General features: G+C 61.8%; 13 protein-coding genes. All 13 read right to left on the bottom strand.

Annotated elements, in window-relative coordinates; all coding sequences use genetic code 11:
• Positions 1-22: 22 nt before the first annotated feature.
• On the bottom strand, positions 23-562 hold the full coding sequence (locus HWY30_RS04305; protein ID WP_090802396.1) for a F0F1 ATP synthase subunit delta: 540 nt from the start codon (positions 560-562) through the stop codon (positions 23-25).
• 2 nt (positions 563-564) lie between these two features.
• Positions 565-1,035 (bottom strand): F0F1 ATP synthase subunit B, encoded by a 471-nt coding sequence (locus tag HWY30_RS04300; protein ID WP_090802394.1) that lies wholly within the window; start codon positions 1,033-1,035, stop codon positions 565-567.
• A 136-nt stretch (positions 1,036-1,171) separates the two neighbouring features.
• A complete protein-coding gene (gene atpE / locus HWY30_RS04295) occupies positions 1,172-1,441 on the bottom strand; it encodes a F0F1 ATP synthase subunit C (RefSeq protein WP_007180033.1) in 270 nt (89 codons plus the stop codon).
• 82 nt (positions 1,442-1,523) lie between these two features.
• Positions 1,524-2,375, bottom strand: coding sequence for a F0F1 ATP synthase subunit A (gene atpB / locus HWY30_RS04290; protein ID WP_090802392.1), 852 nt, complete (start codon positions 2,373-2,375; stop codon positions 1,524-1,526).
• 165 nt (positions 2,376-2,540) lie between these two features.
• Entirely contained in the window at positions 2,541-3,086 is a 546-nt protein-coding gene (locus HWY30_RS04285; protein WP_090802391.1) for an ATP synthase subunit I, read from the bottom strand.
• Positions 3,087-3,661: 575 nt separating this feature from the next.
• A complete protein-coding gene (locus HWY30_RS04280; protein ID WP_090802389.1) occupies positions 3,662-4,549 on the bottom strand; it encodes a ParB/RepB/Spo0J family partition protein in 888 nt (295 codons plus the stop codon).
• A gap of 18 nt (positions 4,550-4,567) precedes the next feature.
• Positions 4,568-5,359, bottom strand: coding sequence for a ParA family protein (locus HWY30_RS04275; RefSeq protein WP_090802387.1), 792 nt, complete (start codon positions 5,357-5,359; stop codon positions 4,568-4,570).
• A 71-nt stretch (positions 5,360-5,430) separates the two neighbouring features.
• Complete coding sequence (gene rsmG, locus HWY30_RS04270; RefSeq protein WP_090802385.1) at positions 5,431-6,114, bottom strand: 16S rRNA (guanine(527)-N(7))-methyltransferase RsmG; 684 nt, start codon at positions 6,112-6,114, stop codon at positions 5,431-5,433.
• On the bottom strand, positions 6,111-8,069 hold the full coding sequence (gene mnmG / locus HWY30_RS04265; RefSeq protein WP_090802383.1) for a tRNA uridine-5-carboxymethylaminomethyl(34) synthesis enzyme MnmG: 1,959 nt from the start codon (positions 8,067-8,069) through the stop codon (positions 6,111-6,113). The genes rsmG and mnmG overlap by 4 nt, the downstream gene beginning before the upstream one ends.
• A 175-nt stretch (positions 8,070-8,244) precedes the next feature.
• Positions 8,245-9,021, bottom strand: a complete 777-nt coding sequence (locus tag HWY30_RS04260) for an ABC transporter ATP-binding protein (protein WP_090802382.1) — start codon at positions 9,019-9,021, stop codon at positions 8,245-8,247.
• Positions 9,021-10,805 (bottom strand): branched-chain amino acid ABC transporter ATP-binding protein/permease, encoded by a 1,785-nt coding sequence (locus HWY30_RS04255; RefSeq protein ID WP_090802380.1) that lies wholly within the window; start codon positions 10,803-10,805, stop codon positions 9,021-9,023. Before HWY30_RS04255 ends, HWY30_RS04260 begins: the two co-directional genes overlap by 1 nt.
• Positions 10,806-10,809: 4 nt before the next feature.
• On the bottom strand, positions 10,810-11,865 hold the full coding sequence (locus tag HWY30_RS04250) for a branched-chain amino acid ABC transporter permease (protein ID WP_090802377.1): 1,056 nt from the start codon (positions 11,863-11,865) through the stop codon (positions 10,810-10,812).
• A gap of 219 nt (positions 11,866-12,084) precedes the next feature.
• Positions 12,085-13,245, bottom strand: a complete 1,161-nt coding sequence (locus HWY30_RS04245; RefSeq protein WP_090802376.1) for an ABC transporter substrate-binding protein — start codon at positions 13,243-13,245, stop codon at positions 12,085-12,087.
• Positions 13,246-13,254 lie beyond the last annotated feature (9 nt).

Below are 13,254 nucleotides of genomic sequence, written 5' to 3'. Positions count from 1 at the left end.
AGCCGCTAAAACGCGAAGCGCTTCAGGCCGTCAGGGCCGTTTGCATGCTGGCGAGCCGCGCGCGGACCGAGGTATCGAGCACTTCGTCGCCGACCGTCACGCGTACGCCGCCGATCAGCGAGTGATCGACTTCGACCGTCGGCTTCAGCTTGCGCTTGAACTTGCGTTCGAGGCTTGCGACGAGTTCGTTCAACTGCGCACCTTCGAGCGGGAATGCGCTGACGATCAGCACATCTGCTGCCCCTTCGCGGGCGTTCTTCAACTCTTCGAACTGCGAGGCGATTTCCGGCAGCAGCTGCAGGCGATGGTTGTCCACCAGCATCTGCACCAGATTCTTCGCTTGCGCGTTGTCCTTGAGCGGCGACTTGACCGCGGCCAGCAGCAGATCGCTTACCTGGGCACGGCTCACTTTCGGGCTCGAGGCGATCGACAGCACTTCGGGCAGACGCGCAACCTGTGCCAGCTCCTGCACGAGCGTGGACCAGGCGGCGATGTCACCAGCTTCGGCCACGCCAAACAGCGCTTCCGCGTACGGACGGGCGATGGTTGCAAGTTCGGCCATGATCAGAGCTCGGCTTTCAGTTGATTCAGCAGGTCAGCATGAGCCGCCTGGTCGACTTCGCGCTGCAGGATCTGTTCAGCGCCCTTCACAGCGAGTGCAGCAACTTCGCCACGCAGCGCTTCGCGCGCCTTCACGACTTGCTGATCCGCGTCGGCCTTCGCCTGCGCGATGATGCGGGCGGCTTCCGCCTGCGCCTGAGCCTTGATTTCGTCGGCGACTGCGACAGCGCGCTTTTCAGCGTCGGCAATGCGTTGCTGGCCGTCGTTGCGAGCCTGAGCCAGTTCCTGGTCGACGCGCTTGTGAGCGGCTTCGAGTTCCTGCTTGCCCTTTTCCGCGGCGGACAGACCGTCGGCGATCTTCCTCGCGCGCTCGTCGATGGCGTTGATCAGCGGCGGCCACACGAATTTCATCGTGAACCACGCGAGGATCAGGAACACGACCATTTGCGCAAACAGGGTTGCGTTGAGATTCACGGTGTTTCCTTAAACGTTGCTAGTTCGGAAAGTGAAACGGCAAGGCGCTCATCGATTCTGCTCGATCAGCGCCCCAGTACCCGTTCCGCCCTGCGCCTTTACCTGTTATAGCTCAGGCGCAAACCTCCGAGGAACCTCAGCCTGCCAGCTTCGAGAGCAGCGGGTTCGCGAACGCAAACAGCATTGCCACACCAACGCCAATCAGGAACGCCGCATCGATCAGACCAGCCAGCAGGAACATCTTGGTTTGCAGCGGGTTCATCAGTTCCGGTTGACGGGCGCATGCTTCGATGTACTTGCCGCCCATCAGACCGATACCGATACAGGCGCCGATAGCACCCAGGCCGATGATGATGCCGATACCGATGGCGGTCAGACCCTGGATGTTGGCGATGAAAGCTTGCATGATCACTCCTTTGTGAAAAGTCTTTTAGAACTGGTTGGAACTGGGATTTGAAAAACTACGATTCTTTTACCGACGGCGCAGGTTAGTGCGTGTCGTGTGCCTGGCCGATGTACACCAGCGTCAGCATCATGAAAATGAACGCCTGCAGCAGAACGATCAGGATGTGGAAGATTGACCACACTGTGCCGGCGACCACGTGGCCGATGAAGCCAAGCACCGTCGTGTCCGCGCCGAAGCTCCAGAGGCTGCCGAGCAGGGCAATCAGCAGGAACAACAGTTCGCCCGCGTACATGTTGCCGAACAACCGCATGCCGAGCGAGACCGTCTTCGCGACGAACTCGATGATGTTCAGTGCGAGGTTCGGGATCCACAGCAGCGGATGCGCGCCGAACGGAGCGGACAGCAGTTCATGCACGAAGCCGCCAACGCCCTTGATCTTGAAGTTGTAGTAAATCATCAGCACGAACACGCCGAGCGCGATACCGATCGTGCCGTTCAGGTCGGCGGTCGGCACGATGCGGTGGTGCGGGATGGCTTCGGACAGACCCAGCCAGCCGATCACACGGCCCGGCAGGTCGACGGGAATGAAGTCGAGTGAGTTCATTAGCGCGACCCAGACGAACACGGTCAGCGCGAGCGGCGCGATGAAGGTGCGCGAGCCGTGGATCATGGCCTTCGATTGATCCTCGACCATTTCGACAAGCATTTCGATCGCGCATTGGAAGCGACCCGGCACGCCGGCCGTTGCCTTGCGGGCTGCCAGATGCAGCACGAAGATCGTGACGAGGCCGCACACGATCGACCAGAAAAGGGTGTCGAGATTCCACACATGGATGTCGAAAATCGACGTCTGGTGTGCGGTGGAAAAGTTCTGCAAGTGGTGCGCGATGTACTCGGACGGATCCATTGCGCGCGTGCCTTCGCTAGCTGCCATATCGTTAAAGCCACCCAAATTGTCGAAAATCGTTCGAGGCCGCTCCCGCCGGAACACTGTGTTGCGGGAACGCGCCGGGTGCGGGCCCTGTCTCACCCGCACACCCGTGCCGGCGCTGCGCGCCGGCCTTAAATTCTTTTTGCTGCTGTTTTTTGTGCTGCTACCTTAGCGCCACGCCAAGGCGATCCAGTAAGTCTTCAGCGCGATGAGGTAGGTCACGAGCAGCGGAATCCAGCGTACGTCGTGATACCAGAAGGCGATTGCGACAAACATCGCAATCGTTGTCCCCATCTTGAGTGCTTCGCCGATCATCCAGCTCATCACGGTCTCGGCGCCGCCCTGCTTTTTCAGTCGTGCCGCGAACAACGCGCCCGGCACCCAGCAGATCGCCCCCCCGAGGAACGCGGACAGCGCAGCAGCGCCCGGCGGCTTGTAGAACAGCCACCACAACAGCGTTGCGACCAGGGACAAAACCATTTGCGCTGCGACGACCCTGAACGGCGTTACGCGCGATGGACGACCCACGCCGGGACCAAACAGCTTTTCCGCCTCGGCCCGCGTGAGCGGAACGATATTGTTATCTTCCTGCGCGTCATCCCACGCTTCGGCCGGATCGAACTGCCGACTGGAGGACATCTCGGGTGCGGAGCGTTCAGCGCGGTGTCTGTCGTCACCATTCTCCGGCGACAGATTCGACGTTTTGACCGCCATCGCAATGTTCCGAAAGTCTCGTTCAGCCCGCGAGTTTACGCAGCGCTTACGGGGTTGCCGTGCAATTAAATCCGGGCGATTGTAAGCGATAGTTGCAGGCAATTCAAGACTTTAGGCCAGCCTATAACCGCGTGAAACTTCCCTTCACGATGCGGTAAAACGTACGCTAACGGCGCGAAACACGTCAAATGTAAGGCGGGCGGGGGGCGGCAAAACCCGTGCGGGTGGTCGCGTGGATCAAAGCTCGTTGGCAGTGCGTTCCGACGCAGCGGCAGACGTCTCGAAAATGCAACAAATGCCTCTTTTTTAAGGGCTGAACGGGATGGCTCTTCTAATGAACTGAATCAGCCTCACCGCAAATTTCGATGATGATCGGGTCGCTTTTAATAGCGGCTCGTCAGGATGATTATCGCGTGAATGGGGAGCGTCTGAAGCTAGGATTCCTGATTATTCGTGCATCGGTTGTTTTGGAATCCGCAATAGTCGCTCGCACCGAGGTAGACCAACTCGCGGCAGTGCTCATGCACAGGCCGCCAGCCGTTCACCACTCTTGCCTGCTGAGCGCCAATCTGTGCTCAGACGTTCGCGTTCCCGCGCAAACGAACCAGAATGCCTTCCAGCGCGTCGAGATCGCCGAAGTCCACCAGCACCTGGCCGCGACCGCGTCGGCCGAGCTTGATTTTCACCGTAGCGGACAGCAGGTCCGACAGTTCCTCTTCCAGGCGTCGCGTGTCACGGCCGCCGTCCGGATTCGCGCGGGCCTTGGCCGCCGGCGTCACCTTCGTGGTCATCGCAACCAGCTTTTCCGTCTCGCGCACAGACAGGCGCTTGTTGACGACCTGGTTGGCCAGCGTGATCTGCGTCGCGGCATCGACGGCGAGCAGCGCGCGAGCGTGGCCCATGTCGAGATCGCCGGCGAGCAACATCGTCTGTACCGGTGTCGCAAGGTTCAGCAGACGCAGCAGGTTCGACACCGCGCTGCGCGAACGGCCCACCGACTCTGCCGCCTGCTCATGCGTGAAATTGAATTCGTCGAGCAGGCGCTGGATACCTTGGGCCTCTTCGAGGGGATTCAGATCCTCGCGCTGGATGTTTTCGATCAGCGCCATCGCCGCGGCGGCCTGGTCGGGCACGTCCTTCACAAGCACCGGCACCTCGTCGAGGCCCGCAAGCCGCGCCGCGCGAAAACGCCGCTCCCCCGCGATGATCTCATAGCGGTCCGCCGCGATCGGACGCACGAGAATCGGCTGCATCAGCCCTTGCGCGCGGATGCTCGCCGCAAGCTCCTGCAGCGCGCCTTCGTCCATGCGCGTGCGCGGCTGGTATTTGCCCGCCTGCATCTTGCCGAGCGGCAATACGTTCGGCGCGCCGTCGATCACCGCTGCCTCGGTGATATCGGCGGTGCCGCCGAGCAATGCCTCCAGACCGCGGCCCAGTCCCTTCTTTCTTGCTACTGCATTCATCGTGCTTCCTCGATCCGCTTAGGATGCCTGGGGCGCGTCATTCAGCGCGCGCACCCGCTCAATCATTTCGACGCCGAACTGCACGTACGCCTGCGCGCCTCGCGACGCCCTGTCGAACACCACACCGGGCAGCCCGTAGCTGGGCGCCTCGGCCAATCGCACGTTGCGTGGAATCACCGCGTCGAAGACCTTGTCGCCGAAGTGCTCTTTCAATTGATCCGAGACTTGCTGTTGCAACGTAATGCGCGGATCGAACATGACGCGCAGCAGACCGATCACCTTGAGGTCGCGATTCAGATTCGCATGGACCTGCTTGATCGTGTTGACGAGGTCGGACAGACCTTCGAGCGCGAAGTATTCGCACTGCATCGGAATGACGACGCCGTGCGCGGCGCATAGTCCGTTGAGCGTCAGCAGTGACAAAGCCGGCGGGCAATCGATCAGCACGAAATCGTACTCGCCCTCGACCCCGGCGAGCGCCGCCTTCAGTTGACGCTCGCGATTCTGCATGCTGACGAGTTCGACCTCGGCGCCCGCGAGCTCACGGTTCGCGGGAAGCACGTCGTATCCGACCGCCTCGGGCCGTACGCGCGCATCGGCCACCGACACGTTGTCCACGAGCACCTCGTAGACCGTGTTCGTACATTCGGCCTTGTCGATACCGCTGCCCATCGTGGCGTTGCCTTGCGGGTCCAGATCGATGAGAAGGACTCGCTGTCCCTGCGCTGCCAGGCTCGCGGCCAGATTGACTGTGGTGGTCGTCTTGCCGACGCCGCCCTTCTGGTTCGCAACGCAGAAGATTTTTGCCATCGTTGGTGTGTCCCTTTTGCTGCTTGGATGAAGTGAAAATCGTTGAGGGTGCTGACAGGCCGAAGTGGCCGTCAGCTTTCGGGGTCCACTCGCACCTCGATCAGATGCCGCTCGGCATCGAGCGACGGCACGTTCAGCCGGATGATCTGTTCCACGTGAGCGCCCGCCGGCAGACGCGCGATTTCGGCATCCGGCCGCATACCCTTCATCGCCCAAATTGCGCCCTGCTCCGCAACCAGATGACGGGCCAGTGTAACGAAATCCGAGAGTTCTGCGAACGCGCGCGAGACAATTACGTCGAACTTTGCCGGTACTTCGGCGCCAGGCCGCAGCGTCTCCACCCGACCGGTCACAATCGACAGGTTCGCGAGGCCCAGTTCCGCCTTCGCCTGCGACTGAAAGGCAGTCTTCTTATGGACGATGTCGTTCGTCGTGATGGTCCAATCGGGCAGCACGATCGCGAGCACGATACCCGGCAGCCCCCCGCCCGAACCGACGTCGAGCACCGACGACGGCCCGCGCGGCGCCAGGTGCGGCACGATCGATAGCGAATCGAGAATGTGCTGGATTAGCATCTGCCTCGGATCGCGGATCGCTGTCAGGTTGTAGACGTTGTTCCACTTCGCGAGCAGCGCGACGTAATCAAGCAGCTTGCGCTGCTGCGCGTCGCTGAGTTCGAGACCAAGTTCACGGACACCGTCCGCCAGCAATGACGCCAAGGCCTGCTGGTCGATTCCCCTCTGCGCTGCCGTCATTGAACCACCGGCGTGCTGTCGGCGCCGGGCTCGGCGGACTTCGACGGACGACGCCCGAGGCCACGCTTCAGATGGACCATCAGCAGCGAGATGGCGGCAGGCGTGATACCGGAAATACGCGACGCCTGTCCGATCGTTTCCGGCCGGAACTGCATCAACTTCTGGCGAGCTTCGAACGACAGCCCACGGACCTCGGTGTAGTCCAGCCCTTCAGGCAGACGCGTGTTCTCTTGCGCCTCGTTGCGTTCGATCTCACCGGCCTGTCGGTCGATGTAGCCCTGATATTTGACGCCGATTTCGATCTGTTCCTTGATTTGCGCGAGCAGCACGGGGTCTTCCGCAAGTGCTTCGGGCGCGCCACAGGTGCCGTCACGCAGCCCGCAGACGCCGTCGTAGCTGACGCCCGGACGACGCACCAGGTCCGCGAGACTGTATTCGTGGTCGATTGGCTTGCCAAGCAAGGCGGTCGCCTCTTCTGCCGGTAAGGTCTTAGGATTGACCCAGGTTGAACGCAAGCGCTGTGTTTCACGTGAAACAGCGTCACGCTTGCGACTGAAGGCGTCCCAGCGGGCGTCATCGACCACGCCGAGTTCGCGCCCGATCTCCGTCAGCCGCGCATCGGCGTTGTCTTCGCGCAAGCTCAGACGGTACTCCGCGCGGCTCGTGAACATCCGGTACGGCTCGGACACCCCGCGCGTGACTAGATCGTCCACGAGCACGCCGAGATAAGCCTGGTCGCGACGCGGACACCATGCTTCCTTGCCTTGCACGAACAGACCGGCGTTGATGCCGGCCAGAGTGCCCTGTGCAGCTGCCTCTTCGTAGCCGGTCGTACCGTTGATCTGTCCGGCGAAGAACAGGCCACTGATTACCTTCGTTTCTAGGGATGCCTTCAGGCCACGCGGATCGAAATAGTCGTACTCGATCGCGTAGCCCGGGCGCAGGATATGCGCATGCTCGAGCCCGCGCATGGAACGCACCAGCGCGAGCTGCACATCGAAGGGCAGGCTCGTCGAGATCCCGTTCGGATAGAACTCGTTGGTCGTCAGACCTTCCGGCTCGAGGTAGATCTGATGCGATTCCTTCGACGCAAACCGGTGAATCTTGTCCTCGATCGACGGGCAATAGCGTGGCCCCACCCCCTCGATGACGCCCGTGTACATTGGCGAACGATCGAGACCGCCGCGAATGATGTCGTGTGTCCGTTGATTCGTATGCGTGACCCAGCACGGCACCTGGCGCGGGTGCTGCTCGACACGCCCGAGGAACGAAAACACCGGCACCGGGTCCAGATCGCCGGGCTGCTCTTCGAGCTGCGAATAGTCGATCGTGCGACCGTCGATTCGCGGTGGCGTACCGGTCTTAAGCCGGCCCTGCGGTAGCTTCAGCTCTTTCAACCGCGCCGACAGCGAAACCGCAGCCGGGTCGCCCGCGCGTCCGCCGGTGTAGTTGTTCAACCCCACGTGAATCTTGCCGTCGAGGAACGTGCCCGCGGTTAGCACCACCGCGCGCGACCGGAAACGAATACCCACTTGCGTGATGGCGCCGACCACGCGGTCGCCCTCGACCATCAGATCGTCGACGGCCTGCTGAAATAGCCAGAGGTTCGGCTGATTCTCTAGACGATGGCGGATCGCCGCTTTGTACAGCACGCGGTCAGCCTGAGCGCGCGTCGCGCGGACCGCCGGTCCTTTCGACGAATTCAGGATCCGAAACTGGATGCCGCTTTCGTCGGTAGCGGCCGCCATGGCGCCACCCAGCGCATCGACCTCCTTGACCAGATGGCCTTTGCCAATGCCGCCAATCGACGGATTGCAGCTCATCTGACCAAGGGTCTCGATGTTATGGGTCAAAAGCAGCGTTTTGTTGCCCATGCGCGCCGACGCCAAAGCAGCTTCGGTGCCGGCATGACCGCCACCGACGACGATTACGTCAAATTCTGAGGGAAAAAGCATCGCGGGATCTCACGCCAGATCGTCGCGTGAGCCTTCAAAAGAAATGTATGGGCGAATTATAACGGGTTCAGTTTCGGCCCGAATTTCGTCCGAATGGTGAAACAATAAAAAAGCGGTGTGTTTCACGTGAAACACACCGCTTCCAGAGACAGCGATCAGCGAAATAAGTGCGGGCTTATGCGACCTTTTTCGCAAGACCGAGATAGGTTTCGATCACCCGGGGATTTTGCGCGAGGTCGGTTGCCGGTCCTTCCAGTGCTAACTCGCCGGTTTCCAGCACGTAGCCGTAGTCCGAGATCTGCAATGCAGCGCGCGCATTCTGCTCGATCAGCAGCGTCGCGACGCCCGTCTGCCGCAAGGCGCTGATGATGTGAAAGATTTCCTTCACGATCAGCGGCGCGAGACCAAGGCTCGGCTCGTCCAGCATTAGCAGATCGGGCTTGCCCATCAGGGCGCGGCCGACCGCGAGCATCTGCCGCTCGCCGCCGGAAAGCGTGCCGGCCGCCTGCTTGCGCCGCTCCTTCAGCCGCGGAAACAGTTCGAACACCGGTTCCAGCTGATCGAGAAAGTTGCGCTCCCCTGCTCGCTTGCGCCGGTAGGCGCCAAGCAGCAGATTGTCCTCGACGGTCATCGAAGCGAAAAGCTCGCGCTTTTCCGGCACCAGGCACATACCAAGCGCAACGCGTTTTTCGACCGGCGTCGCGCTGACGTCGTCGCCCTGATAGGAAACCGCGCCTTTCGCATGCCCGGACGTCGGCAACGCGCCCATGATCGCATTCAGCAGCGTCGACTTTCCCGCGCCGTTCGGGCCGATCACGGAGACGATCTGCCCCGCCCGCACCTTGATCGCCGCATTGTGCAGCGCTTCAACCTTGCCGTAGCGCACGGACAGTTGGCTCACTTCGAGAATCGGTCCCGTTGCCGCCACGCCGGTCGTTGTCATGTCGTCCATCATTCCACCCCACCCAGATACGCTTCGAGCACCGCCGGATCCTGCTGGACTTCCTGCGGCAGGCCCTCAGCGATCCGCGTGCCGAACTCCATCACCACGAGCCGGTCCGTCAAATTCATCACGAAATCCATGTCGTGCTCGACGAGCAGCACGCTCATCCCTTCTGTCTTCAGTCTGCGCAGCAGGTCGGCGAGCTGAAGCTTTTCCTGATACCGGAGACCAGCGGCCGGTTCATCGAGCAATAGCAGAGTCGGGTCGCAGCACAGGGCGCGCGCAATTTCGAGAATCCGCTGTTGACCAAGCGCCAGGCTGCCCGCTTCGTCATACATGTGCTGTTCGAGGCCGACGCGGCGAATCTGCCGAGCGGCTTCGGCCATCAACCGCTGCTCTTCGGAGCTGTTCAGCCGCACGACACTGCGCCACACGCCCGCACGGCCACGTAGATGCGCACCGATCGCGACGTTCTCGAGCACGGTCATACCCGGCAGTAGCTTCACGTGCTGGAACGTCCGGCCGATGCCGCGCTTGACGATTTCACGCGAACTCAGCGCATCGATGCGCTCGCCGCGGAACGTGATCTCGCCGCTTGTCGCCTGCAGCACACCGGTCACGAGATTGAAGGTCGTCGACTTGCCTGCGCCGTTCGGTCCGATCAGCCCGATGATCTGCCCTGCTTTGACCTCGAAGCTGACGTCGTTCACCGCGACCAGACCGCCGAACTGCTTGCGCGCCTTATTCACCGTCAGCAGGTCTTCGCCGGTCTGTGGCTTGTTGCGCTGCGGCAAAGGATCCGCGTGATCGACGAGATGCGCCCGCGGGCCACGCGGGAAAAAGCGCGCGACGAACGGCCAGACGCCCTGCCGCGCGTACTGCAGAAGCAGCACCATGATGATGCCGAACACGATCACTTCGAAGTTGCCGTTCTCGCCGAGCAGTTTTGGCAGCAGCGTCTGCAAATAGTCCTGCAGCACGGTCAGGATCGCCGCGCCGAGCACCGCGCCCCAGACGTGCGAGACGCCGCCCACCACCGCCATGAACAGGAACTCGATGCCGTGATTCAGTCCAAACGGCGTCGGATTCACGGCGCGCTGCAAGTGCGCGTACAGAAAACCCGAGACCGACGCAAGCACCGCCGCATAGACGAAAATCACGACGCGCATCCAGCCGGTGTTGACGCCCATTGCCTCGGCCATCAGACCACCGCCGCGCAACGCGCGGATTGCGCGACCCGGCCGGCTATTAAGCAGATTCTGAACAGAGACGACCGCACCGAGCACGACCACCCAGATCAGGTAATAGATATGGCGGCCGGACTCAAGATTGATCCCGAAAACATTCAACACCGGGATGCCGTTGATGCCATCGTACTTGCCGAGCATGTCGAGATTGCCGAACAGGTAGAACAGCGCGAGCCCCCAAGCAATCGTGCCGAGCGGCAGAAAGTGGCCGGATAGGCGCATCGTCACGAGACCGAGCATCAGCGCAACCAGGGCAGTGACGATCACGCCCGCGATCAGTGCGAGCCACGGCGACACGCCGAAGTTCGTCGTCAGATACGCGGTTGCATACGCGCCGATGCCAACGAACGCGGCCTGCCCGAAGCTCGTCATCCCGCCGATGCCGGTCAACAGCACGAGGCCGATCGCGACGATCGAATAGAGACCGATGTAGTTCAGCAGCGTGACCCAGTACTCGGGTACATGGATCGGATGCGGCAAAACCGGCAAAGCGAACAGCACCACGAGGAACAACCAGAAGAACTTCTTTTGCATGATTCGTTTCATCGTGTCACTCCGCTTCCTCTTCGGCGTGCGGGCTCGCAAGACTGCGCCACAGCAGCACCGGGATGATTAACGTGAAAACGATCACTTCCTTATAAGCACTAGCCCAGAACGACGAATACGACTCCAGCAGACCAACGAGAATCGAGCCGGCCGCCGCCAGCGGATAGCTGACCAGACCGCCGATGATCGCGCCCACGAAGCCCTTCAAACCGATCAGGAAGCCCGAGTCGTAGTAGATCGTCGTGAGCGGCGCGACGAGGATGCCGCACAGTGCGCCGAGCCCCGCCGCAAGCGTGAATGCGAGGCGTCCCGCCTGCGTGGTGCCGATGCCGACGAGCCGCGCGCCGAGCCGGTTCACCGACGTCGCGCGCAACGCCTTGCCCGAAATCGAGCGATCGAAGTACAAATACAGCGCGCCGATCAGCACGGCCGCGGTGCCGATCACCCACAGGCTCTGTCCGGAGATCGACAACGTGCCGATGCTGAACGTCGCATCGGAAAACGCGTTGGTGCGCGAGCCTTCGGCGCCGAACATCACGAGGCCGAGACCGACCATCACGAAATGCACGGCCACCGCGACGATCAACAGCAGCAGCGTGGTCGCCTCCGCGATCGGCTCGTAGGCAAGGCGATACACGAACGGACCCATCGGAATCACGATCAGCAGCGTCAGCGCGATCTGCACGATCATCGGCAGCGGCTGCAGGAAGATGCCGCGCGTGAGCGCGTAGACCGCGATCGGAAACAGCAGGTACTTCCCCGCCAGCACGGGCAGCGTGCGCGCCGCATGACGACGCCGCTCAGCATGCCGCAAGACGGCCGCCGTCTCGACGACGAAGCATGCCGCGCCCATCGCCATCAACAGCCAGCAGGTGACCGGAAACTTCTGCGTTTGCAGTGCGGCGAGCGTCAACGCACCGTACGAAACGAACTCCCCTTGCGGGATGAAGATCACCCGCGTGACGGAGAACACCAGCACCAGCGCAAGCGCGAGCAGCGCGTAGATCGCGCCGGTCGTGATGCCGTCCTGCGCGAGGATCGCCGCAATTGATAGATCCATACTTCCTCGTCCTGAAGCGTCGAAATCGAAAAACCGGGAAACAGTCGCGACGGCGCGGTGCGAAGCCGGCCATCGATCTGCATGTCAGAAAAGACAACCGCCGCGCCGGGACGCGGCGCGGCGGTCGATGCCATTGTCGTCGAACACAATGGCAATGCGGCGTCATGCACCGCAGATTGCGCGAGAGGCGCGTACCGCTACTTGTTTTTGTAAATAGTCTTAGTTGTTCTGCAACTTCCACTTGCCGTCGACGATCTGCACGATCACGCGTGCGCGCTGGTCGAGGCCGTTGTGGTCGTTCGCGGTGGTGTTCATGATGCCGTGCGACACCGGCAGCTCCTTGATGTTTTCGAGCGCGTTGCGCAGCGCCACGCGGAACTCCGGCGTGCCCGGCTGGGCGGTCTTCAGCGCGACCGGAATCGCAGCCTGCAACATCTGGCCGGCATCCCATGCGTGGCCGCCGAAGGTCGCGACCGAACCCACGCCATACGCCTTCTCATAGGCGTTCTTATAGGCTTCCGCCGACTTCTTCACCGGGTTCGAATCCGGCAATTGATCGACGACGAGAATCGGACCGGCCGGCAGCAGTTCGCCGTCGCAATCCTTGCCGCACACACGCAGGAAGTCGTTGTTCGCGACCCCGTGAGTCTGATAGACCTTGCCCTTGTAGCCACGCTCCTTCAGCGTCTTGGCCGGCAGCGCCGACGGCGTGCCCGAGCCCGCGATCAGCACCGCGTCGGGATTCGCGCCCATCGTCTTCAGCACCTGGCCCGTCACCGATGCATCGGTGCGGTTGAAGCGCTCGTTCGACACGATCTTCAGGTTGTGCGCTTTCGCGGCGGCGTCGAACGTCGTGTTCCAGCTGTCGCCGTATGCGTCCGAGAATCCGATGAAGCCGACCGTCTTCACGCCGTGATGCTGCATGTAATCGGCGATCGCTTCGGCCATCAGGCTGTCGTTCTGAGGCGGTTTGAATGCCCATGCGCGCTTCGCATCCATCGGCTGAATGATCGCGGCCGATGCCGCGAGCGAGATCACCGGCGTCTTGCCCTCAGCGGCCGGATCGAGCATCGCGAGCGAATTCGGCGTGACGGTCGAGCCGATGATCGCGTCGACGTGGTCTTCGTCGATCAGCTTGCGCGTGTTCTGCACGGCCTTGCTGGTGTCCGACCCGTCGTCGAGGATGATGTACTGCACGCTCTTGCCGCCGATCTCCTTCGGCAGCAACGCGATCGTGTTCTTTTCAGGAATCCCGAGCGACGCGGCCGGCCCCGTCGTCGACAACGTGACGCCGATCTTCACCTGCGCGAATGCAGCCCCCGCGCCGCACATCAGCGCCATCGCGATGCCGGTGCGTACCCAATGCCTTGTCTTTTTCATTGCGAGTCT

This window comes from Paraburkholderia tuberum STM678, assembly GCF_902833905.1.
Taxonomy (GTDB): domain Bacteria; phylum Pseudomonadota; class Gammaproteobacteria; order Burkholderiales; family Burkholderiaceae; genus Paraburkholderia; species Paraburkholderia tuberum.
Note: the sequence above shows the minus strand (reverse complement) of the source record. Positions and strands in the feature narration are given on the sequence as shown.

Bases quoted from the DNA above. Each gene is read 5' to 3' on its own strand.
- HWY30_RS04250 (WP_090802377.1), bottom strand. From the start codon at position 11,865: ATGGATCTATCAATTGCGGCGATCCTCGCGCAGGACGGCATCACGACC.
- HWY30_RS04255 (WP_090802380.1), bottom strand. From the start codon at position 10,805: ATGAAACGAATCATGCAAAAGAAGTTCTTCTGGTTGTTCCTCGTGGTG.
- atpB (WP_090802392.1), bottom strand. From the start codon at position 2,375: ATGGCAGCTAGCGAAGGCACGCGCGCAATGGATCCGTCCGAGTACATC.
- rsmG (WP_090802385.1), bottom strand. From the start codon at position 6,114: ATGACGGCAGCGCAGAGGGGAATCGACCAGCAGGCCTTGGCGTCATTG.
- HWY30_RS04275 (WP_090802387.1), bottom strand. From the start codon at position 5,359: ATGGCAAAAATCTTCTGCGTTGCGAACCAGAAGGGCGGCGTCGGCAAG.
- HWY30_RS04260 (WP_090802382.1), bottom strand. From the start codon at position 9,021: ATGGACGACATGACAACGACCGGCGTGGCGGCAACGGGACCGATTCTC.
- atpE (WP_007180033.1), bottom strand. From the start codon at position 1,441: ATGCAAGCTTTCATCGCCAACATCCAGGGTCTGACCGCCATCGGTATC.
- HWY30_RS04285 (WP_090802391.1), bottom strand. From the start codon at position 3,086: ATGGCGGTCAAAACGTCGAATCTGTCGCCGGAGAATGGTGACGACAGA.
- HWY30_RS04305 (WP_090802396.1), bottom strand. From the start codon at position 562: ATGGCCGAACTTGCAACCATCGCCCGTCCGTACGCGGAAGCGCTGTTT.
- HWY30_RS04280 (WP_090802389.1), bottom strand. From the start codon at position 4,549: ATGAATGCAGTAGCAAGAAAGAAGGGACTGGGCCGCGGTCTGGAGGCA.
- mnmG (WP_090802383.1), bottom strand. From the start codon at position 8,069: ATGCTTTTTCCCTCAGAATTTGACGTAATCGTCGTCGGTGGCGGTCAT.
- HWY30_RS04245 (WP_090802376.1), bottom strand. From the start codon at position 13,245: ATGAAAAAGACAAGGCATTGGGTACGCACCGGCATCGCGATGGCGCTG.